21 protein-coding genes are annotated in these 20,445 nt (G+C 62.1%); 11 read left to right on the top strand and 10 right to left on the bottom strand.

All coding sequences use genetic code 11. From position 1 onward, the window contains the following. The first annotated feature begins 722 nt into the window (after positions 1-722). From DEM27_RS05560 to DEM27_RS05550, 3 genes are all read left to right on the top strand, one after another. Positions 723-1,685, top strand: a complete 963-nt coding sequence (locus tag DEM27_RS05560) for a flagellin N-terminal helical domain-containing protein (RefSeq protein WP_109457210.1) — start codon at positions 723-725, stop codon at positions 1,683-1,685. A gap of 225 nt (positions 1,686-1,910) precedes the next feature. Further along, positions 1,911-2,204 (top strand): hypothetical protein, encoded by a 294-nt coding sequence (locus DEM27_RS05555; RefSeq protein ID WP_109457209.1) that lies wholly within the window; start codon positions 1,911-1,913, stop codon positions 2,202-2,204. A gap of 224 nt (positions 2,205-2,428) precedes the next feature. Continuing rightward, positions 2,429-2,737 (top strand): hypothetical protein, encoded by a 309-nt coding sequence (locus DEM27_RS05550; protein WP_109457208.1) that lies wholly within the window; start codon positions 2,429-2,431, stop codon positions 2,735-2,737. 102 nt (positions 2,738-2,839) lie between these two features. Here DEM27_RS05550 and DEM27_RS05545 read toward each other — a convergent pair whose 3' ends face one another. The 3 genes from DEM27_RS05545 to gnd all read right to left on the bottom strand — a co-directional run bounded on the left by DEM27_RS05545 (position 2,840) and on the right by gnd (position 6,528). Then, a complete protein-coding gene (locus DEM27_RS05545) occupies positions 2,840-3,244 on the bottom strand; it encodes a hypothetical protein (RefSeq protein WP_109457207.1) in 405 nt (134 codons plus the stop codon). A gap of 111 nt (positions 3,245-3,355) precedes the next feature. Then, a complete protein-coding gene (locus tag DEM27_RS05540) occupies positions 3,356-5,401 on the bottom strand; it encodes an NAD(+) synthase (protein ID WP_109457206.1) in 2,046 nt (681 codons plus the stop codon). Between the two features lie 125 nt (positions 5,402-5,526). Further along, complete coding sequence (gene gnd / locus DEM27_RS05535; protein WP_109457205.1) at positions 5,527-6,528, bottom strand: phosphogluconate dehydrogenase (NAD(+)-dependent, decarboxylating); 1,002 nt, start codon at positions 6,526-6,528, stop codon at positions 5,527-5,529. Positions 6,529-6,857: 329 nt separating this feature from the next. On the opposite strand from gnd, the gene DEM27_RS05530 reads away from it, so the two are divergent. Next, a complete protein-coding gene (locus DEM27_RS05530) occupies positions 6,858-7,445 on the top strand; it encodes an NUDIX hydrolase (RefSeq protein WP_245445672.1) in 588 nt (195 codons plus the stop codon). A gap of 89 nt (positions 7,446-7,534) precedes the next feature. Then, positions 7,535-7,891, top strand: coding sequence for a VanZ family protein (locus DEM27_RS05525; RefSeq protein WP_109457204.1), 357 nt, complete (start codon positions 7,535-7,537; stop codon positions 7,889-7,891). 38 nt (positions 7,892-7,929) lie between these two features. Here the strand turns inward: DEM27_RS05525 and DEM27_RS05520 are convergent, their stop codons facing one another. The 5 genes from DEM27_RS05520 to DEM27_RS05500 all read right to left on the bottom strand — a co-directional run bounded on the left by DEM27_RS05520 (position 7,930) and on the right by DEM27_RS05500 (position 12,786). After that, positions 7,930-8,313 (bottom strand): hypothetical protein, encoded by a 384-nt coding sequence (locus DEM27_RS05520; RefSeq protein WP_109457203.1) that lies wholly within the window; start codon positions 8,311-8,313, stop codon positions 7,930-7,932. A 157-nt stretch (positions 8,314-8,470) separates the two neighbouring features. Further along, complete coding sequence (locus tag DEM27_RS05515; protein ID WP_109457689.1) at positions 8,471-8,914, bottom strand: hypothetical protein; 444 nt, start codon at positions 8,912-8,914, stop codon at positions 8,471-8,473. A 191-nt stretch (positions 8,915-9,105) separates the two neighbouring features. Then, positions 9,106-10,020: a polyphosphate kinase 2 gene (gene ppk2, locus DEM27_RS05510; protein WP_109457202.1), complete on the bottom strand. Its 915-nt coding sequence runs from the start codon at positions 10,018-10,020 to the stop codon at positions 9,106-9,108. 117 nt (positions 10,021-10,137) lie between these two features. Beyond that, complete coding sequence (locus DEM27_RS05505) at positions 10,138-11,139, bottom strand: YihY/virulence factor BrkB family protein (protein ID WP_109457201.1); 1,002 nt, start codon at positions 11,137-11,139, stop codon at positions 10,138-10,140. An 87-nt stretch (positions 11,140-11,226) separates the two neighbouring features. Beyond that, a complete protein-coding gene (locus DEM27_RS05500) occupies positions 11,227-12,786 on the bottom strand; it encodes a putative bifunctional diguanylate cyclase/phosphodiesterase (RefSeq protein WP_109457200.1) in 1,560 nt (519 codons plus the stop codon). 306 nt (positions 12,787-13,092) lie between these two features. Here DEM27_RS05500 and DEM27_RS05495 point away from each other — a divergent pair, with 306 nt between their 5' ends. The 5 genes from DEM27_RS05495 (at position 13,093) to DEM27_RS05475 (ending at position 18,354) form a co-directional block, all read left to right on the top strand. Beyond that, positions 13,093-14,355 carry a hemolysin family protein gene (locus DEM27_RS05495; RefSeq protein WP_165823366.1) on the top strand — a complete coding sequence of 421 codons (1,263 nt, stop codon included), beginning with the start codon at positions 13,093-13,095 and terminating at the stop codon, positions 14,353-14,355. 156 nt (positions 14,356-14,511) lie between these two features. After that, on the top strand, positions 14,512-14,967 hold the full coding sequence (locus tag DEM27_RS05490; protein WP_109457198.1) for a PTS sugar transporter subunit IIA: 456 nt from the start codon (positions 14,512-14,514) through the stop codon (positions 14,965-14,967). A 161-nt stretch (positions 14,968-15,128) separates the two neighbouring features. After that, the gene (locus DEM27_RS05485; RefSeq protein WP_109457197.1) at positions 15,129-16,448 is read left to right on the top strand and encodes a UDP-glucose dehydrogenase family protein; all 1,320 of its coding nucleotides are present in this window, start codon (positions 15,129-15,131) and stop codon (positions 16,446-16,448) included. Continuing rightward, on the top strand, positions 16,449-17,468 hold the full coding sequence (locus DEM27_RS05480) for an NAD-dependent epimerase/dehydratase family protein (protein ID WP_109457196.1): 1,020 nt from the start codon (positions 16,449-16,451) through the stop codon (positions 17,466-17,468). Positions 17,469-17,574: 106 nt separating this feature from the next. Continuing rightward, positions 17,575-18,354: a metallophosphoesterase gene (locus DEM27_RS05475; RefSeq protein WP_245445670.1), complete on the top strand. Its 780-nt coding sequence runs from the start codon at positions 17,575-17,577 to the stop codon at positions 18,352-18,354. Positions 18,355-18,384: 30 nt separating this feature from the next. Here DEM27_RS05475 and DEM27_RS05470 read toward each other — a convergent pair whose 3' ends face one another. Next, positions 18,385-18,594 carry a hypothetical protein gene (locus tag DEM27_RS05470; protein ID WP_109457688.1) on the bottom strand — a complete coding sequence of 70 codons (210 nt, stop codon included), beginning with the start codon at positions 18,592-18,594 and terminating at the stop codon, positions 18,385-18,387. 204 nt (positions 18,595-18,798) lie between these two features. On the opposite strand from DEM27_RS05470, the gene DEM27_RS05465 reads away from it, so the two are divergent. Then, positions 18,799-19,005 carry a CsbD family protein gene (locus tag DEM27_RS05465; protein ID WP_109457194.1) on the top strand — a complete coding sequence of 69 codons (207 nt, stop codon included), beginning with the start codon at positions 18,799-18,801 and terminating at the stop codon, positions 19,003-19,005. Positions 19,006-19,086: 81 nt separating this feature from the next. On the opposite strand, the gene DEM27_RS05460 is transcribed toward DEM27_RS05465, so the two are convergent. Continuing rightward, positions 19,087-19,884 (bottom strand): hypothetical protein, encoded by a 798-nt coding sequence (locus tag DEM27_RS05460; protein WP_474176022.1) that lies wholly within the window; start codon positions 19,882-19,884, stop codon positions 19,087-19,089. Between the last annotated feature and the right edge of the window lie 561 nt (positions 19,885-20,445).

Raw genomic sequence — 20,445 nt, 5'->3', positions numbered from 1 at the left:
CGATCCCGCGGTTGCGGGAGCATCATGGGGCGAAACTGCCCTGCGACTATCGAAGTCATGTGAGCGCGAACCAAATTGCCTAATCCGCAGGCGTGATTAAAATACAGACATCAAGCGGGAGTCAAGCGCCTTCGGATACAACCTCTCATTTAAATGTGTGCTGTTCACTAAAAAGCGGATCGTTTCTGATTGGATTTTCCGCGCCCGCAAGATCCCGCGCGCGGGCTAGCCCATCAACCGGGTGATCGAGATCGCGCTCAAGCGCTATGAAAGGGGACTGTTCGAAACGTCGATACAGGCACCAGGCGATGTTCTCCGGGAGCCGATAGCAGAGGGTCGGGATTATCGTCCAACGATGGCGATACGGCTCTCGTCGTGGAGATTGCTGGTTTTTCGTGTCTTTGCCGAGCGTGGCTACAAGCTGGCGATTCGGTCCCGCCTCGACTTATCCATTCTCTGTCATGAGCGATGGCGCTGTCGGCCAAATCGTGAATTGCAGCAATCGCTTCCGGGTGATGGTTGCGCAATTTCGGTCCGTCGCCGGGAAATTCTGCCCTTCATTAAAATCTTAATATTTCACCAAAGTTTTCTGCAATCTCCGGTCTGTATGGTGAATGCAGGTGATGGATAGCGTCCATGTGAGGGTGCGCTTGATGGCATGAGGCCAGTCGTCCCAACCTGGGTTTGCTAAATGTCGTCCCTCTTGTGCGAGTAATGATTTCATGTCCAGCACTTCTTTTACCAATGCGACGGCGGCATCGGCCTTGTCGCTGTTAACCGGATCCAGCAAGGCGCTGGAGCGCAACACGATCCATGTCGCTGCCGGCCGCAATATCAACGAGGCGGCTGACAATGCCGCCTACTGGTCGATTGCCAAGGCAATGGAATCCACCGGCATGGCGCTGTCGTCGGCGGAGGACGCCTCCGGCCTTGCTGCGGCAACTGCAGACACTGCTGCGCTCGGGATGGAGGCCGCCACCGGCATCGTATCCGAAATCCAGGCGAAGCTGATCCTGGCGCGGTCGTCGGGCGCCGACAAGAACGCCATTAATTCCGAGATCACCCAGCTCAAGGCGCAGCTGGGCACCGTCTCGGCATCGACCTCGTTCAGCGGCGAGAACTGGCTGAATGCCGGCGCAGGCGCAACACCCGGCGTCAAGTCGCTGGTTGCCTCCGTTTCGACCGGTGAGGATGGTACGACGAACGTCAACACGATCGAGTTCGACACGGGGACGACGACGCTGACCAGCAGCAACAACGCTGCTGACGGCATGCTGACCAGGGCCTATTCCGGCACGACCGGCAACGGCAGCCCCTACGAATATTACATGCTCGATGCCGGCTCCACGACGCCGGCCCCTGCAACTGCCAAGGAAATCAAGATTTCCGACGCGACGACGAATAATGAGCTGGACGGCATGATTTCGGCCACGAATTCGATGCTCTCGTCCCTCACGGATGCCGGCGCCAAGCTCGGTGCAACTGCAAGTCGGATCTCGGCCAACACCGAGTTTGTGAAGTCCCTGCAGGAAACGAACCAGCGCAGCATCGGCCGGTTGGTCGATGCCGATATGGAGGAGAGCGTGGTCAAGCAGCGGTCGCTGATGGCGCAGCAGCAGCTTCAGACGATCGGCCTCAACATCATCAACAATCGAGCGAAAGCGACACTCGATCTGTTTCGCTGAACGCCTTCCCGGAGAACTGGTTTTTTGAGCCCACGGCCGTTGAACGGCCGTGGATAGGGCAGGCCGGTCAACGCCAGCAGGTATTCCGCAAGGTCTTCCGCCTGTCAGCGCATCTACGGGGCATTCGCGCCCCGGCTGTCCGGTTCGGCTCGGCAACGCCGCGATAGCGTTGCGCGCCGGCATCGTGTAGCATCGGTTGCCGTACAGGCCCGTACAGGAGGGGATATGATCGCGAAATTCGTGTTGGCAGCAATCGTCGGATTGGCTTGCGCGCCGGCGGCATCGGTGGCGTCCGGCCATTACCTCTATGGTGGCGTGCCACTGGAGGCGCGCCCCGATCTGGCGCGGAAGTATAACCGTGCCCTTGCCCATTGCGAATGCGAGGCAGGAAGCCTGCCACGTGGCTCCCTCGATCATAAAAGCCTGCTCTACGATACCGCCTTGCGGGCCTGTCTTTACCGACTTGGCTTCTTCGAGGGGCGCGAGGCCTATCCGGTGCGGGTTTTCGCCGACCGGTAGGCGGCGAGCGACAGCCGGTACAATCCCGTCTGTCGTCGGCATTTCCGGCGCGGAAGCAGGGTCGTTTTGTCACGTTCTCGCACGATTTTCCGAAAATGGCCGCCGTTCATCGATGTGCGCTGTATCACACTGCATTGCTCGCCAACGGTTCCACCCTCCGACAGTTCATCCACGGTTCACCTGCCGCGGCGCACTTTAGCGACATCGAACAAAGGAGGACTGCCATGACGCGTTTGATACAAAAGACCTTCGGTGCCTTCATTCTTGCCGCCATCTCCCTGACTTCCTTCGAAGCCACCGCCGCGCCGGTCCTCACCGGCAAGCCGGAGATCGCGTCAAAGGTCGAGCAGGTGAACCATCGCCGCCACCACTATCGCGACCGGGAATGGTCTGGCTGGGAGCGCCGCAAGCACTGGCGCCGCCACCATGACCGACGCGACTATTGGGATGACGATTACGGCTACCGCCATCGCGAATATCGTCATCACCGGCGCCACCGCGATGGTGCGTCGTTCGGCTTCTACTTCGATTGAGTTGAGGTCCTTGACGGCGTGAAACAGTGAAAACGAAAGGCCGGCTTCACCTGGTGAAGCCGGCCTTTCGTTATGCATGTAGGGTGGCCTGCATCGCAACCGTCAGAGCACGCGGCCCTTGAGCGACACGAGCGCATCCCGCAGCTCCGAAAGCATGCCTTCGGCACGGTCGATGTAGCGGGAGGACGAGGTAGTCGAGTGGCTTGACCAGGACATGCGGCTGGCGAGCACCACGACCGCGCCCAGCGCCGCCGCGGCGAGCACGGTGGTGACGGGATATTGCTGCACGGTGGAGGTCGCCTTGGCGCCGGCCTGTTTCGCCTTGGCGGCGACCGCATCGGCGGTCTCATGGCCGGCTTCGACCAGGGACTGGCGCAGCGATTCGATCTGCGAGCGGAGGGATTTCACTTCTGCTTCCAGCTCCTGGTTGACGGAGCTGACCGTTTCATGAGCGGTATCGACCACGCCGCGGGGAACGGCCTGCCCGATGTTTGTTGTCGTTGCCATGTCTAACCTCCTTTGGGGAACAGGAGAATGAACACGGAAAGGGGCGTTAAGTTCCATGCCGCATGCCGGACGAGGCAATACGGCACGGTTTGATGGTGTCTTGCCCTCGCCTCAGACGTCCGGCACGTTGTCCTTCAGCTCCTGGATCCAGATGCGGCCGTTGCCGTCCGACGGCGCGCGCCAGTCGCCACGCGGCGAAAGCGAGCCGCCCGAGGTCACTTTCGGGCCATTGGGCGAGGCCGAGCGCTTGAACTGGCTGATGGTGAAGAAGCGGAACAGGAAGACTTCCAGCCAGTGCTTGATCGTCGCAAGGTCGAAGGCCCGGCGCTTGTGCTCCGGGAAATGCGACGGCCATGTGCCGGCGTCGACATTTTCCCAGGCCTGCAGCGCCATATAGGCGATCTTCGACGGTTTCAAGCCGAAGCGGGTGAGGTAATACAGAGTGAAATCATGCAGGTCGTAGGGGCCGATCTTGTCTTCCGTGCTTTGCATCGCGCCGTTTTCATCTGCCGGCACCAGTTCCGGCGAGATGATCGTCTCGAGGATGCTTTCGAGCGTCGCGTCGGTTTCCGGGTCGAAGGCTTCGGTCTTGATGATCCAGCGGATGAGGTGCTGGATCAGCGTTTTCGAGACCGAGGCGTTGACATTGTAATGGCTCATCTGGTCGCCGACGCCGTAGGTCGACCAGCCGAGGGCGATTTCCGACAGGTCGCCGGTGCCGAGCACCAGTGCGTTGCGCTGGTTGGCGGCGCGGAACAGGAAATCGGTGCGCAGGCCGGCCTGGACGTTTTCGAAGGTCACGTCGTAGACGGGCTTGCCGTCGGCGAAGGGGTGCTTGAGGTCGTTGAGCAGCTGCGTTGCCAGCGGCCTGATGTCGACTTCTTCCGCAGTGATGCCCATGCTGCGCATCAGGGCCCAGGCATTCGACTTGGTGTTGTCGCCGGTGGCGAAGCCCGGCATGGTGAAGCCGAGGATATCGGACCGCGGCCAGCCGAGCTGGTCGTAGGCGCGGGCGGCGACGAGCAGCGCATGGGTGGAATCGAGGCCGCCTGATATGCCGATGCACAGGCGCTTGATGCCGGTCGATTTCAGCCGCTTCATCAGCCCCTGGACCTGGATGTTGAAGGTCTCGTAGCAATCCTGGTCGAGGCGCTTCGGATCGGCCGGCACGAAGGGATAGCGGGCGACGGCGCGCTTCAGGTCGATCAGGCCTTCCGGCACGGCGAAATCGAACAGCACGCGGCGGAAATTCCGGCCGGCGGTCAGGTTCAGCGTTGCGGCGTCGTTGAAGGTGCCGGTGCGCATGCGCTCCAGCCGCAGCCGCTCGACGTCGATATCGGCGATGCACATCTGCGATGTCGTCGGAAACCGGTCGGTTTCGGCCAGGAGGTCGCCGAGTTCGTAGATGCAGGCCTGGCCGTCCCAGGCGACGTCGGTGGTGGATTCGCCTGGACCGGCGGCCGAATAGAGATAGGCCGACCAGGTGCGGGCCGATTGCGCCGAGCACAACAGCTTGCGGGTATCGGCCTTGCCGACGGTGATGTTGCTGGCAGAAAGGTTGGCGAGGATCAGGGCGCCGGCGAGCGCGCCGAAATCGCTGGGGGCGGCCGGCGCCCATAGGTCTTCGCAGATTTCGACGTGGAAGATGAAGTCGCGGACATTCTGCGCCGAAAACTGCAGGTCGACGCCGAAGGGCGCCGTCTGGCCGGCAACGGCGATCTCCGCCTCGCGCACGGTGCGACCGGAGGCGAACCAGCGCTTTTCGTAGAATTCCCGGTAGTTGGGCAGGAAGGTCTTTGGCACGACGCCAAGAATGCGGCCGGCATGGATGACGACGGCGCAGTTGAACAGCCGTCCTTCATGGCGTAGCGGCGCACCGACCAGCAGCACCGGGCCGAGAGCACGGCTCTCGGCGGCAAGCGTGGCAAGACCGTCCTCGACGGCATCCAGCAGCACGTCCTGGCCCAGCAGGTCGTCGATGGAGTAGCCGGAAACCGCCAGTTCCGGAAACACCATCAGCCCGACATGCTGCTCGTGGCCCTTCCTGGCAAGCTCCAGGATCGAGCTGACGTTGAAGGGCGGATCGGCAAGCTCGCAGGCCGGGGTACAGGCAGCCACCCGCACGAAACCGTGGCTGTAGGGCGAATGGAATTCCATGAACACACTCCGCATGATCTTGCGTATTGAACTACCGCGCCGCACGGTGACCGTCGATCCCGACGGCCGGGTTTTTCTTATGGGCTACGGCAAATGCCGACTTGCCGGGGCGATTGACGACCAGCCTATTCCTTCGGCTTCTCCACATGGCCGCCGAAGGCATACCGCATGGCGGACAGCAGCTTGTCGGCGAATTCCGATTCCCCTTGCGAGGAGAAGCGGCTGAACAGCGCCGAAGACAGCACCGGCGCCGGCACGCCGGTATCGACGGCGGCCTTCAGCGTCCAGCGCCCTTCGCCGGAATCGGACACCCGGCCGCCGAACTTCTCCAGCGCCGGATCCTTTTTCAGGGCCTCCGACGTCAGGTCGAGCAGCCACGAGCCGATGACGCTGCCGTGGCGCCAGACTTCGGTGACGCCGGCGAGATCGATATCGAACTGGTAATAGTGCGGCTCCGCCAGCGGGCTGGTTTCGGCATCCGCCTCGCGCGCCTGGTTGCCGGAATTGGCGGCCTTCAGGATGTTGATGCCCTCGGCGTAGGCGGCCATCAGCCCGTATTCGATGCCGTTGTGCACCATCTTGACGAAATGGCCGGCGCCGCTCGGGCCGCAATGCAGGTAGCCGCGCTGCGCTGTCGGTGCGTCCGCGGATACGCCTTCGCCGGCGCCCGGCGCCAGCGTCGAAAAAATCGGGTCGAGATGGCGCACGGCCTGATCCGGCCCGCCGATCATCAGGCAATAACCGCGATCGAGGCCCCAGACGCCGCCGCTGGTGCCGACATCGACATAACTCAGGCCGCGATCCCCAAGGCGCTTGGCCTGGTCGACGGCGTCGCGATAGTTGGAGTTGCCGCCGTCGATGACGATGTCGCCTTCGGCCATCAGCGCCGCGACCTGGCCGGCGATCTTCGGCGTGATCGCTGCCGGCAGCATCAGCCAGACGCAACGCGGCGGTTTCAGCGCGCCGACGAAATCCTCCAGCGACGTCGCCCCGACAGCGCCTTCGGCCACCAGCGCCTCGACGCTTGCGGCATTGATGTCGTAGACGACGCATTCGTGGCCGCCGCGCATCAGGCGCCGGACCATGTTGGCGCCCATCCTGCCCAGTCCCATCATTCCGATCTGCATATTCGAGCCTCACCGTTTGCAACGATGCCCTTGAATATCCCTCTGTCGCCGAAGCTTCAACGATTGAGTGCGCCGGAGTGCCCACCCCGTCAGGCTTTTTGCTTCGGCGCCTGGCAGAAAAGATAAAACGCCTTGCAGCACGCGGAAGACGCCGGTTTGTGGTGTGTGCACGTGCGCCGGTATCCCGAGATGGCGGAAAGCCCTCGCCGGCTTGTCATGAATGTTTTGCAATCATATGCAAAAGGTCCGCCTTTCTCCATGCTTGTGTGGAACGGTGGCATCCTGGCCGGCGCTCGCCATTGCGTAGATTTGCAAGGTATGAATATCATTTGCGGATTCGCGCGGAGCAGCTTGATTGCCAGGCTCAAGCGCAGGAGGGCCGTGCCATCGAACCTGACCGCAAGGAAGCCCAGGTCACCCGCGACCTGCTTGCCGAGTTGGCACAGCAGCCGGAGATTCTGTTTCGCGCGCCTTTCCGCCTGCAATATGCCGCCTTGTGTTACCGTCGCGGCTTCGAAGGCGTCGAGGTCCTGGTGGTGACGACGCGCGCTTCCGGCCGGTGGATCATTCCGAAGGGCTGGCCGATGGACGACAAGCCGCCGCACAAGGTTGCCGCGCAGGAGGCCTTCGAGGAGGCCGGCGTTCTCGGCAAGGCCAAACGCAAGCCTTTCGGCCGCTATACCTATCTGAAGACGCTGGCCGACGGTCAGCGCGTGCCATGCCTGGTGCAGGTGCATCTGGTGAAATTTGCGGAAGAACTGCCGCGTTTCCGGGAGGCGGGTGAGCGGCGGATCGAATGGGTTTCCTGCATCGAGGCGGCACGGCGCATCTGCGAACCGGAGTTGAAGGGCCTGATGCTGGCGCTCTATCGCAAGCAAGAGGCCAAGCATCGCGATCGCCGCGGCATTCCGAACTGAGCCGCCATCGCCGGCGGTGCACGGAGGGCCGGGCATTCAAATTGCCGTTGGTGCGTTGCGGCACGCTCCGGCTCTGATAGAATGCGCCGATGACAACGACCCGCTTTTTTCAGATCGCCGCCTGGCTTTGCCTCTTTGCCATCATTTTCGCCACCATCTCGCCGATCTCTTTGCGGCCGCGTGATTTCCTGCCCGTCGATGCCGACCGGGCGTTGGCCTTCTTCGTGATGTCGGCGCTGTTCGTCATCGCCTATCCGCGCTACTTCCTGGCTTGCGCCGTGCTGCTGGTCATCGGCGCCGGGGCGATCGAGCTTTTGCAGTATCTTGCGCCGACCCGGCATGCCCAGGCGCATGACGCGATGATCAAGGCGATCGGCGCCATCGCCGGTATCCTCGTCGGCTGGGTAGCGAACCGTTTGCGGCTGCGCTTCCTGCCACAGGGCTGAAGGCGGCCCGCCGGCTTGCGGCCGACGGGCCGGAAATCTCAGGCCGGCAGCTTTTCCCGGACGTCATCGAGCAGGAAATGCACGACAACGTGTTCCGTGTTGTAGGCATGGCCGGCATCGGAAATATGTTCGTCCTTGCCGCCATCGGCGGGATGCCAGGCGTGGTAATGCGGATTGGTGGTGATCATCGTCACCGCCTGGCCGGCAAACGGGCCTTCCGCCAGCCGGAAGCGCATCTCCGCAAGCGGCCAGACACGCTCGTAAAGCGCCATGGGCAGCCGAAGCTTCAGCGCCTTCCTCGGCATGTGCGGTTCGGGATGTTGCTCCTGCTCGCCGGCCGCCGCGATGCTCTGCGGCGTGACCATGACCTCCTCCGCCTGCTCGAAAATAGCGTTGAACTCTTCGGGCCACATTCTTCTCATAAATCGCTCCTCCCAGCGCTCTTTCGATGATGCGCCGTCAGGATACCGTTTTCGCCGCCCATGGCAAATAGAGCAATTCCAGCAAACGTGCGCCGCGGCTTTTTGCCCGGAATTGCCTGGAAACAACGAGACGGAAAATGCTCTTCAGCCGGTGCGATCACTCCGAAACGTATTTGCCTTCGTAGCGGATCTTGAAGTTGCGCCTGTGGACTTCGTCGCTGAAGCAGATCAGCACCAGCTCTAGATCGCGCGCCGCATCCTTACGGTCGAGCAGGCTCAACGTCACCACGATCGCATCCTCATAGGTGCGGGAGAGCCGGATGGCGGCGTTGCGGATGTCGTTGACGCCGGGATCGTTGCGGTCGTCGCGCCGCTCGTAAACGAGCCAGAAAGGCGCAGTTTCCGAGGTGACGCCGAGGGCGGCTCTCACCTGCGCGTGGAAATCGTCGGCATGTTTTCCGCGTTCCCAGCCGATCGTGTAGTTGTGGCGATCGCCGATCAGGCTGAGATAACCGTCGCAATCGCACGGGCCGGCGAACCGATCGTCGATCTTTTCCAGCGCCAGGCTTTCGGGGATTGAGAGTCGGAAAAAAATTGCCATCGGATACACAAAGCCCAATCGTTCGGTTTACCCCCGGCTGGCAGGAAACGGGTCTGCCGGCCGATGGAGGCGCATGATAACCGATTCGGGTGCTGCCATCCGTCTTTCCGTTGCCGTCGGTTGCGGCGAAACGTCAAGGCCTGACCGGGCCGGTGCCGGGTCAGGCCTTGCGAAGACCGGGTGTCGACCTCTCAGTAGACTTCCGGCACGTACATGTCGGCCGGCACCGGATGGCGCACATAGTCGGTGTGGTGTACGCGGTCGGGCAAGTCCACCGGCGATTTCGGCACGTCGCCATAGGGGATCTGGTCGAGCAGGTGGGCGATGCAGTTCAGCCGCGCCTTCTTCTTGTCGACGGCCTGCACCACCCACCAGGGTGCTTCCGGCGTATGGGTGCGGGCCAGCATCTCTTCCTTGGCCTTGGTATAGTCTTCCCAGTGGATGCGGCTCTGCATGTCCATCGGCGACAGTTTCCACTGCTTCAGCGGATCGTGGATGCGCATCTTGAAGCGGAATTCCTGCTCGTTGTCGGTGATCGAGAACCAGTATTTGATCAGGATGATGCCGGAACGGACCAGCATGCGTTCGAATTCCGGCACCGAGCGGAAGAACTCCTCCAGCTCGTCGGCGGTGCAGAAGCCCATGACGCGTTCGACGCCGGCGCGGTTGTACCAGCTGCGGTCGAAGAGCACCATTTCGCCGGCGGTCGGCAGATGCGGCACGTAACGCTGGAAGTACCACTGGTTTCGCTCGCGCTCGGTCGGCGCCGGCAGCGCCACGACACGGCAGATGCGCGGGTTGAGACGCTGCGTCACGCGCTTGATCGCGCCGCCCTTGCCGGCCGAATCGCGGCCCTCGAACAGCACGACGACCTTGAGTTTCTGGTACTGGATCCAGTCCTGCAGCCGCACGAGTTCGTGCTGGAGGCGGAACAGCTCGCGGAAGTAGACCTTGCGGTCGAGCGTCATTTCGCCGGGCGCGCTCATGCCTTCGGCGACCAGTTCGTCCAGCCGGTCTTCTTCGAGTTGCATTTCCAGCTCCTCGTCGAAGCTGTCGGCGATTTCGGCCTTGATGCGGTCCAGATGATCCTGGTCAACACTGTTCATGGATATACCCCTGTCTTTCTGCCGCAAGAAAAGCGTGTGTGTGCGACAGCATTGTGACAGGCCGGAGCCGGAATGGTTTGCCGTCTGCTTTTTCCTTGCAGGGATCGTGCAGACCCCTCATCGACCGGCCTCCGCTCCCAGCGTGTCGGCGACGTAGGCGCCGCGTTCTCCCATCGGCCGCGGCGACCCGGTGGTCGAATCGCGGGCCGTCTGGTGTTCGAGTTCGGCGTTGACCTCGGCGCCGACGATCAGGATGACCACGGATATCCAGGTCCAGACCATGAAGCCGATCAGGGCGCCGAGCGTGCCGTAGGTGGCATTGTAGTTGGCGAAGTTCTCCAGGTAGAAAGAAAACAGGAAGGACGTGGCGAGCCAGAGCAGGGTGCTCAGGGCCGCGCCCCATGTCAGCCAGCGCAGCTTGGCGGGCTCGCGGCTCGGGCCGTAACGGTAGACCAGCGTGATGCCGGCGCCGACGATCGCCAGGATCACCGGCCAGCGGCCCAGGGATGCCAGCAATTCCGCCCAGCGGTCGAGCCAGAGATAGGCGAGAATGGCCGGGATGACGCCGATGGCGAAAATGAGGATGACGGCGACGAGCAGCGCGCCGAAGGTGAAGAGCAGCGACAGCAGGTTGAGCTTGATCAGGCCGCGCTTTTCCGTTTCGCCATAGGCGATGTTCATGGCGTCGAACAGTGCCTTGATGCCGTTGTTGGCGCTCCACAGTGCCACCAGCAGGCCGCCGAAGAAAGCAAAGCTGAGCGTCGAGTTCTTCTGTTGCGTCAATGCGGCGAGCTGTCCGAGGATGATGTCCAGCGAACCGGGCGGCAGAATGCGGCCGAGCACATTGAGGTGGCTGGCGATGCTGGCGGGATCGGCGATGAAGCCGTAGAGCGCGACAAGGGCGCCCAGGGCCGGAAACAGCGCCAGCAGCAGATAATAGGTGACGCCGGCGGCGATCAGTGAAACGCGGTCGTCATTCACTTCCGTGACGACGCGCCAGAACACGTCCTTCAGGCCCCTGGCCGGAATTTCACCGGGAGAGTTGGCGTCGCGCCCGCGGGCGCGATCTTTCCGGTTCTCTGCCGGTCCTGCTGTTTCGACAACGCCTGTTTCCGCCAAATTCTTCGCTCCTTCTTGCTACGGGAGCATGTAGCGCCGGAAATCGCCCGGTCTACGCAAGCGCGGACGAATTGCTGCGTGCCGCACTCAGGCGGAGGCCGTCAACACCTCTCGGCGGTCGTTGATGAAATCGAGCGCCTGCTCCGCCGGCATCGCCTTGCCGAAGATGTAGCCCTGGCCGATGTCGCAGCCAAGCAGCAGCAGGTGCGACAGCTGGCCGTGCTCCTCGATGCCTTCAGCCGTCGTCTTGATGTTGAGGCTGCGGCCCAGCCCGAGCATGGCCCGGACGATCTTGTCCTGCCGCTCGTCGTTCTGGTAGGTCGAGATGAAGCTCTTGTCGATCTTGATCTTGTCGAACCGGTAGCGCGCCAGCTGGGACAGGCTGGAATAACCGGTGCCGAAATCGTCGAGCGCCACCTGGACGCCGGCCTGCGTCAGTTCGTCGAGAATTCGGGCCGCATCGACGGGATCCTGGATCAGGGCATTTTCGGTGATCTCGATCTCGAGCCTCCGGGCGGGGAGTTTCGTGGCGTCGAGAATGCGCAGGATGCGGGATGCAAGCAGCCGATCCTCCATCTGCACCGGCGAGACGTTGAAGGAGAGGATGATATCCTCCGGCCAAGCGAGTGCATCGCCGCAGGCCTGCGCCAGCAGGTTTTCGAACAATTCGGTGATCAGGCCGGTTTCTTCGGCGATGGCGATGAATACCGGGGGCGGGATGAAGACCCCCTGGCTGTCGGTCCAGCGCGCCAGCGCTTCGAAGCCGCAGATCGCGCCGGTGCGCAGGTTGATCAGCGGCTGGTAATGGGTGCAGATCGCCTTTTCCTGGATCGCCAGGCGCAATTTGGCTTCCAGCGAGGCGCGTTCGGTCACCTTGTCCTGCATGGCGGTTTCGAAGGCGCAATGGCGGTTGGGACCGCCGGACTTCGCCTCGTACATGGCAAGGTCCGCCCGGTGCGCCGCCTCGTCGAGCCGCTCGCGACCTTCGCGCCAGGTGGCGAAACCGACGCTGGCGCCGACCTCGACCGCAAAGCCGTCGATATGGATCGGGCGTGTCACGGCCTGGATCAGCATCTGCGCGAACCGGCCCTGGTGGCTTTCCGGCAGGCCGATGGCGGCGATGAGAAATTCATCGCCGCCGAAGCGGAAGACGCAGTCCGCCTTGCCCAGCGAGCAAAGGCGACGCGCCACCTCGATCAAAAGCGCGTCGCCGCCTTTGTGGCCCACGAGGTCGTTGACCTTCTTGAAGCCGTCGAGGTCGACGGAAAACACCGTGACCGTTCTTTCTTCGTCTTCGCCGGGCGCCCGGCGAAGCGGCAGGGTGGCGCGCTCGAAGGCGTAGCGGTTGGGCAGCTTGGTCAGGTGGTCGTGCGTGGCGGCCCAGTCGGCACGGGCCTGGGCGGTGGTGCGCAACTCCATTTCCTTGCGCAGGTCGTAGATGCGCAGGATGGAATAGATGAAGCTCATGGCGCCGCCGACGGCGATCGCCAGCACGAGCTTGTCGGCGCCGTAAGGCTTGAAGACGTTGACGAAGCGGAACAGGCTTTCATGGAAACTGAGCTCGTAACCCAGCCCCCACAGAGCCGTGCCCAGCGCAACCAAGGACAGAAATTGCTTGCCGGCCCTGCTAAGAAAAAAATCTTTCATCCCGGATTCCTCGCTTCCCGGGTGTATTTCATATCTGGAAAACCTAAAATGTTCGTTTCGGCAAGATGTAAAATGTCAATTTCATGACGGCTTATGCGTCTCGAATAGAAGGTATTTCGTGCTTTCGACAAGATGGCGCCGCCTGCGGAAACCGTAAGGACGGCACGGCCGAAATTGCGTTGCGGTACTGTAAAATGCACGCGTGCAGTTTTTTGCACCGCTTGGCAAGACTGTGCTATGTGTGGTTCATGTCGCTCGCGACATATCCGTCAACAATTTGAAGAGTCCCTTTTGCTTACCGAGATCCTGATCGTGATTTTACTCACCGTGCTCAACGGTGTGTTGGCAATGTCCGAATTGGCGGTAGTTTCCTCCAGACCAGCAAGATTGAGGGTGCTCTCCGAACAGGGGAACCGCGGCGCCGGAATGGCGATCAAGCTCGCCGAAGATCCGGGCCGGTTCCTGTCCACCGTCCAGATCGGCATCACCCTTGTTGGCGTTCTCTCCGGTGCCTTTTCCGGCGCCACGCTCGGTGCGCGTTTTTCGTCCTGGCTACTGACTCAGGGCATGCCCAGCAATGTCGCTGATGCCGTCGGCGTCGGGACGGTGGTCGTGGCGATCACCTACCTGTCGCTGATCGTCGGCGAACTGGTGCCGAAGCAGATCGCGCTGCGCGATCCGGAGGCGATCGCGGCGCGTGTCTCGCCCGCCATGCGCCTCCTGTCGCGCCTGGCTGCGCCGCTCGTCTGGCTGCTCGATCGCTCCGGACGCCTGGTGCTGATGCTGCTCGGCCAGAGTGGCGCCTCCAGCGACCGTGTCACCGACGAAGAAATCAAGACCGTTCTGGCCGAGGCGCAGAGCGCCGGCGTGATCGAGACCGAGGAATCGGCGATGATCTCGGGCGTCATGCGCCTGGCCGACCGCACGGCGCGCGCGCTGATGACGCCGCGCCGCGAGGTCGAGGTGATCGACATCGAAGACAGTTTCGAGGAAATCAAGGAACAACTGCGCTCGACCAACCGGTCGCGCCTGCCGGTGCGCAACGGCAGTTCCGACGAGATCATCGGCGTGCTGTTCGTCAAGGATGCCTATGATGCGTTTTTCCTGCGCAACGAGAAGGACGTCCGCACCATCATGCGTGAGGTGCCGGTGGTATCCGACCTCACCAGCGCCATCGACGTCATCCAGGCGCTGCGCAAGTCGACGGCGCATCTGGTGCTTGTCTATGACGAATACGGCCATTTCGAAGGCATCATCACCTCCGGCGACGTGCTGGAGGCAATCACCGGCGTCTTCCAGGAAAGCGAAGTGGAGGAGCCGGCCGTCGTCGAGCGCGAGGATGGCAGCTACCTGATCGCCGGCTGGATGCCTATCGACGAATTCGCCGACCAGATGGGCTTCAAGGTCGGCGAAGACCCGGAATACGAGACCGTCGCCGGCCTGGTGCTGACCGAACTGCGCCGCCTGCCGGAACTGGGCGAAAGCTTTACCAAGAACGGCTGGCGTTTCGAGGTCATCGACCTCGACGGCCGCCGCATCGACAAGATCCTGCTGAGCAGGGTGGCCTGATGCCCACCTGACTACCGGCTTCCGTTCCCAAGGCGAAAGGCGGCACGGTCGTTCGCCGCAGGAACCCGGTTGCCGGCCCTTTATCCCCGCTTCCTGTGAATGCGGGTGGAAAATCGTTTCACACTTGTCCGAAGTTGCTCTAATGCAGGCGCCGACATGAAGATTTCCGACCTGATATCGCGCGGCAGCGTGCTGGCGCACGTCTCCGTTTCCAACAAGAACAAGCTGCTGCAGCTTGCGGCCGACACGGCTGCGGCCGCCACGGGCCTCGATGCCGCCGCCATCTTCAAGGGGCTGGTCAACCGCGAAAAGCTCGGTTCGACCGGCATCGGCGAAGGCGTGGCCATCCCGCATGCCCGCTATGCCGGCCTGGCGGAAGCCTACGGCCTTGTCATCCGCCCGGCGAAGCCTGTGGATTTCGAGGCGATCGACGACATTCCCGTCGACGTCGTCTTCGTGTTCCTGACGCCGGAAGGCGATCGTGGCGACCATCTCAACGCCCTGTCGGCCATCGCCCGGCGTTTGCGCACCGACAGCGTGCTGCGCAACGTCCGCCAGGCGCGCGACGCCGACCAGCTGTATGCGGCGCTGATCGCCGACGATCCGGCCTGAAGCTTGCGTCCTCGATCCCGGTCTCCGAAGGCCGCGGCCTTTTGCCGTCCATTGTGACAGAGCCTGCCGTTGAACCGGACGTTAAAGCGCGTTAAGCATGCCGCCACTGTCGGAAAGGCGCCTGCGAAACCACGGTGCGCCGATGCTCCAAAGAGGATCTTATGCGTCTTGTAATGATCGGTTCGGGTTATGTCGGGCTTGTTTCGGGGGCATGTTTTGCGGATTTCGGCCATAGCGTCGTCTGCGTCGACAAGGTCGAGGACAAGGTCGAGAGCCTGCGCAAAGGCTTGATTCCGATATTCGAACCGGGCCTCGACGCCCTGGTCGCCTCGAATGCCAAGGCGGGCCGCCTCAGCTTTTCCACGGATCTCGCCGCAGCGGTGCGTGACGCCGATGCGGTGTTCATCGCCGTCGGCACCCCGTCGCGCCGCGGTGACGGCCATGCCGACCTCAGCTATGTCTACGCCGCCGCCCGCGAAATCGCCCGGGCGGTGACCGGCTTCACCGTCATCGTCACCAAGTCGACCGTCCCCGTCGGCACCGGCGACGAGGTCGAGCGGATCATGCGCGAGGAAAATCCGCAAGCGGATATCGAGGTCGTCTCCAATCCGGAGTTCCTGCGCGAAGGGGCGGCGATCTCGGATTTCAAGCGGCCGGACCGCGTCGTCATCGGCACCGTCGAGCCGCGCGCCATCGAGGTGATGAAGGATGTCTATCGTCCGCTGTCGCTCAACGAAGCGCCGTTGATGTTCTGCGAACGGCGCACCTCCGAACTGATCAAATATGCCGGCAATGCCTTCCTGGCGATGAAGATCACCTTCATCAACGAGATTGCCGACCTGTGCGAGCGCGTCGGCGCCGACGTGCAGAAGGTGGCCAAGGGCATCGGCCTCGACAAGCGCATCGGCGACAAGTTCCTGCATGCCGGCCCGGGTTACGGTGGCTCGTGCTTTCCCAAGGATACGCTGGCGCTCGCCAAGACCGCCCAGGACCACGACAGCCCGATGCGGCTGGTGGAGGCGACCGTCGCCATCAACGACAACCGCAAGCGGGCCATGGCGCGCAAGGTGATCGCCGCCGGCGGCGGCGACGTGCGCGGCAAGAAGGTCGCCGTCCTCGGCCTGACCTTTAAGCCCAATACCGACGACATGCGCGAATCGCCGTCGATCGCCATCATCCAGGCCCTGCAGGACAACGGCGCCGTCATCAGCGCCTACGATCCGGAAGGCATGGAGGCGGCAAAAAGCGTCATCGACGGCGTCGTCTACGCCACCAGCCCTTATGATGCCGCAGACGGTGCCGACGTGCTGGTGCTGGTAACGGAATGGGACGCGTTCCGGGCGCTCGATTTCGCCCGGTTGAAGACGCTGATGAACGCGCCGCTGCTGGTCGATCTGCGCAATGTCTATCCGCCGCAGGAGGTGATGCGGCATGGCTTCGAGTATCACAGCGTCGGCCGCAAGTCGGGTGGTGCCGCGTAGATGCGTTACCTGATCACCGGCACCGCGGGTTTCATCGGTTTCCATCTTGCCCGCCGCCTGCTTGAAGAGGGCCATTCCGTCACCGGCTTCGACGGCATGACGGCCTATTACAATGTGCGCCTCAAGGAGGCGCGCCATGCGGCACTCGCCCAGTTCCCGGCCTTCAAGCCTTTTATCGGCATGCTGGAGGACGAAAAGGCGCTTGCCGCCGCCTACGACATCGAAAAGCCCGATGTCATCGTTCACCTTGCCGCCCAGGCAGGGGTGCGCTACAGCCTGGAAAATCCCAGAGCCTATTTCGATGCCAATCTTTCCGGCACATGGAACGTACTGGAACTGGCGCGCAGGGCGGAGATCCGTCACCTGATGCTCGCCTCGACCTCGTCGGTCTATGGCGCCAATCCCGATATCCCCTTCCGCGAAAGCGACAGGACCGACGAGCCGCTGACCTTCTATGCCGCCAGCAAGAAGGCGACGGAGGTGATGGCCCACAGCTATTCCCACCTGCACAAGATCCCGACGACGGCGTTCCGCTTCTTCACCGTCTACGGTCCCTGGGGCCGGCCGGACATGGCGCTGTTCAAGTTCGTCAAGGGCATTCTCGACGGCAGCGAGATCGAGATCTATGGCGAAGGCAGGATGAGCCGCGACTTCACCTATGTCGACGATCTCGTCGACGGCATCGTCAGGCTGTCTGCCGTCGTGCCCGCCGAAGCGAACCGGGTGCAGGTCCCCGGCGTGATCGACACGCTTTCGCATCAGGCGCCGTTCCGCGTCGTCAATATCGGCGGCGGCCAGCCGGTGGGGCTGCTCGATTTCGTCGAGACGGTGGAAGAGGTGCTCGGGCGTCCGGCGAAACGGCGGATGCTGCCGATGCAGAAGGGCGACGTGCCGCGCACTTATGCCAGCCCCGACCTGCTGGTAGCACTGACCGGCTACAAGCCGGAAACCAGCCTCAAGGATGGAGTGCGCGCTTTCGTCGAATGGTACCTGGAAGCCCGCAAGGATTTTCTCGATTGAGCGCGGCGTCTGCCCGCGTCCCGAAATAGCCTTCGGTCTCGTCTCGTAATTTCGCCGCAGCCGCTGTACACAATGGCGGCGCGGGGGCGTCTGGTTGGAAGGTGCGATGCGTTTCATTCGAAAATTGCTGGGAATGGCGGAGCAGGAGACATTCGCCGATCATCCTCGGGCGCGGCTGCGCTACGAGGCCGGCGATTTCGCGGCCATCTATGCGGTCGGCGACGTCCATGGCTGCTACAACGAGATGATCGAGGCAGAACGGCGGATTCTCGCGGACAGCGCCACCGAAAAAGGGCCGGTGCTGGTCGTCTATCTCGGAGATTACATCGATCGCGGGCCGGCTTCGAATGCGGTGGTCGAACACATCTGCAGCGTGCCGCCGGCGGGGCTGGAGCGCATCACGCTCTGCGGCAACCATGAGGATACCTTCCTGCGCTTTCTCGATGCGCCGGCCGATCATCGCGGCTGGCTCGATTGGGGCGGACACGAAATGCTGGCGTCCTACGGCGTCGACGTTACCCATATCCTGCAGACCAGCCGCAGTTTCGAGGCCGTGGCGGAAGCGGCCATGGAGGCGATCCCGGAACGGCATATCCGCCTGCTGCGGGCGTTGCCGGCGCTTCTTGAGGTCGGCAAGCTGGTCTTCGTCCATGCCGGCATCCGGCCGGGCGTCGCCATCGAGGAGCAGACGGATCGCGACCTCCTGTGGATCCGCGAACCGTTCCTGTCGGAGGGAGCGGGCCTGCCGCTGCTGGTCATTCACGGGCATACGCCGACGGACGAACCGGTTTTCGCCAAGGGCCGCATCGGCATCGATACCGCCGCCTTCGCCACCGGCACGCTGACCGTTCTCAAAGTGGCCGGAAACCATGCGCGCATCCTCTGACCCGGTAAGGTGCAGGTCCGCTGATAAATCTCAGCCCGAAATAAGGTCTCCCCGCACCCAGCTTTCTTTCCCCCAATTCCTGAAGCGCATCCGGGGAGCGATATAGGATGCGATGAGGGGCGAAACGACGAAGCTGAGGGCCACGACAGCCGGTATCGCGAATTTTGCGTTCTCGTTGAGAACGGGCACGGTCATGACCGCAATGGCGCCGAAGCCGAAAACAACGGCGTTGATCATCATGCTGCAAATGATCTTCAACCAGGTGTCTGTGCTTATCATCACTCTCTCCTCTGTTTGTTCAGGAACCGAGTGCGCGGCTTTTTGTTCCGCAGAACACACACCCAAGAGCCATTCTGACGAAATCTCAAAATAGGACCTCCGTCATCGAACCATACGGCCGCTGTCGCGTTTATCTCCCGGACAGCAACCACAAAGGAGAAAGACATGGACTGGAATCGCGTCGAAGGAAACTGGAAGCAATTCAAGGGCAATGTCAAAGAGCAGTGGGGCAAACTCACGGATGACGACCTCGATGTCATCGCCGGCAAGCGCGACCAGCTGGAAGGCAAGATTCAGGAGCGCTACGGGATTGCAAAAGACCGCGCCCGGCAGGATGTCGACGACTGGTACGGCCGTCAGAGCTGGAATTGATCTGCTCCGACAAGCTTCAAGGAACCCCGCTTGACCGCGGGGTTTTTTGTTGCCGTCATATGACCGACCCGAATGTCGTCATCAAACGATGTCGTACATCGAAAATTCCGCCTGCCCGACCAGTTTTGCCGATATGTCGGCCGCGCCGTCGCCATTGCTGTCGACGAACAGGAATTTGTCCGCTCCGACGTCGGCAAGCACATAGAGAACCTTCCCGTCGAGCGCCTCGTCTGCGGCAGCATTCGCAGCCGCCGCATCGGAAAAGGATGACGACAGCGACCGGAAATTGGCGGCGCTGCCGGCGCCTCCGGGAATTTCGAAGGTTATGCGGTCGATGCCCGATTGGAAACCCTTGATGACGTCACGATTGGCGTCGGTGAGGCCGCTGTCTCCGGGCAGGATGTGAAGCACCTCCGCCCGTGAGAGGCTCGGATTCGACGCATTCAGCTCAGGGCCGTTGCGGGTATGCACGACGGCATCGTCCCCGGCCATTTTGATCTGCAGGTCGACGATCGCATTGGTGAGCTTGTCGGGATCGGGCGGGGAGGGAGAATGCGAGTCTATCATGCGCAGATAGTCGCGACCCTGCGTCTCTCCCGCACCGCCGGTATAACTTGCCAGCGCATCGGGCGATGTTTTCAGCGCATCGGTATAGGCAGCCGCCGCCGCCAGCTTTTTATCGGCCGTCGTCCTGTCGGTTCCCGTTGCGCCATCGAGGATGTTGACGGCAATCGTTTCGATGGTTTGCCGTCCCGAGCTTAACTCATTGGCGAAGAAACTGGCTCCCGCCTGGTCGGCATTCCGGTTGAACAAGCTTCTGAATATCTCGTTGACGACGCGATCGTTTTCCATTCCGGAAAATCTGGACCTGTATTCCATGGTCGCTGCCAACGTTCCCAGTATCGGTGCAAGGTCGGCTCCCGAGGCCGTAATGTTGTTGTAATAAGTCAGCCCGCCCGGATCTGCGGGCCGCCCGAACAATGCCAGATATACTCCCTGAACCGTCGCCATTTCTCTCGTCCTCCTGGCCGAAGCCGTTGTTTCCAGGAAAGCTATGGCACGATACAGCATTAACAAGCCGAGGATAAGGAGGTTGCCGCCTCCATTGCCGCGGCCGGTCGCCTTGATGATCCTCGCCGGGCAGGATGCGTCATCCTCTGACGGGAAAAACGCCGTTCCGTAAAATTGCGCCCATTGATTTAAGGCGACTTCAAAGGCTGCCGTGTAAAGTCAAAATCACTGATCGACGAGGCGCTACGGCGTGTCGCTCGTGACGACAAGCGGTCGTGACTGCGCCACTTGCCTTAACTCCTCCGGCACGGCCGAATTCGCCTTTGTCCCTTGGCGCAATTTGGTCGTGCCGTTTTTATTTGCCTGCCGGGCATCTTTCGCTACTATGCCCTGGATTGCCACTTGCTCCAGCGGAAAAACGTGCCGGAT

The organism is Rhizobium album (genome assembly GCF_003122325.1).
Classification (GTDB): domain Bacteria; phylum Pseudomonadota; class Alphaproteobacteria; order Rhizobiales; family Rhizobiaceae; genus Metarhizobium; species Metarhizobium album.
Note: the sequence above shows the minus strand (reverse complement) of the source record. Positions and strands in the feature narration are given on the sequence as shown.

Bases quoted from the DNA above. Each gene is read 5' to 3' on its own strand.
- DEM27_RS05520 (WP_109457203.1), bottom strand. From the start codon at position 8,313: ATGAGAAGAATGTGGCCCGAAGAGTTCAACGCTATTTTCGAGCAGGCG.
- DEM27_RS05470 (WP_109457688.1), bottom strand. From the start codon at position 18,594: ATGATGATCAACGCCGTTGTTTTCGGCTTCGGCGCCATTGCGGTCATG.
- gnd (WP_109457205.1), bottom strand. From the start codon at position 6,528: ATGCAGATCGGAATGATGGGACTGGGCAGGATGGGCGCCAACATGGTC.
- DEM27_RS05490 (WP_109457198.1), top strand. From the start codon at position 14,512: ATGAAGATTTCCGACCTGATATCGCGCGGCAGCGTGCTGGCGCACGTC.
- DEM27_RS05485 (WP_109457197.1), top strand. From the start codon at position 15,129: ATGCGTCTTGTAATGATCGGTTCGGGTTATGTCGGGCTTGTTTCGGGG.
- DEM27_RS05525 (WP_109457204.1), top strand. From the start codon at position 7,535: ATGACAACGACCCGCTTTTTTCAGATCGCCGCCTGGCTTTGCCTCTTT.
- DEM27_RS05465 (WP_109457194.1), top strand. From the start codon at position 18,799: ATGGACTGGAATCGCGTCGAAGGAAACTGGAAGCAATTCAAGGGCAAT.
- ppk2 (WP_109457202.1), bottom strand. From the start codon at position 10,020: ATGAACAGTGTTGACCAGGATCATCTGGACCGCATCAAGGCCGAAATC.
- DEM27_RS05515 (WP_109457689.1), bottom strand. From the start codon at position 8,914: ATGGCAATTTTTTTCCGACTCTCAATCCCCGAAAGCCTGGCGCTGGAA.
- DEM27_RS05460 (WP_474176022.1), bottom strand. From the start codon at position 19,884: ATGGAATACAGGTCCAGATTTTCCGGAATGGAAAACGATCGCGTCGTC.
- DEM27_RS05560 (WP_109457210.1), top strand. From the start codon at position 723: ATGTCCAGCACTTCTTTTACCAATGCGACGGCGGCATCGGCCTTGTCG.
- DEM27_RS05555 (WP_109457209.1), top strand. From the start codon at position 1,911: ATGATCGCGAAATTCGTGTTGGCAGCAATCGTCGGATTGGCTTGCGCG.
- DEM27_RS05475 (WP_245445670.1), top strand. From the start codon at position 17,575: ATGCGTTTCATTCGAAAATTGCTGGGAATGGCGGAGCAGGAGACATTC.
- DEM27_RS05550 (WP_109457208.1), top strand. From the start codon at position 2,429: ATGACGCGTTTGATACAAAAGACCTTCGGTGCCTTCATTCTTGCCGCC.
- DEM27_RS05545 (WP_109457207.1), bottom strand. From the start codon at position 3,244: ATGGCAACGACAACAAACATCGGGCAGGCCGTTCCCCGCGGCGTGGTC.
- DEM27_RS05500 (WP_109457200.1), bottom strand. From the start codon at position 12,786: ATGAAAGATTTTTTTCTTAGCAGGGCCGGCAAGCAATTTCTGTCCTTG.
- DEM27_RS05540 (WP_109457206.1), bottom strand. From the start codon at position 5,401: ATGGAATTCCATTCGCCCTACAGCCACGGTTTCGTGCGGGTGGCTGCC.
- DEM27_RS05480 (WP_109457196.1), top strand. From the start codon at position 16,449: ATGCGTTACCTGATCACCGGCACCGCGGGTTTCATCGGTTTCCATCTT.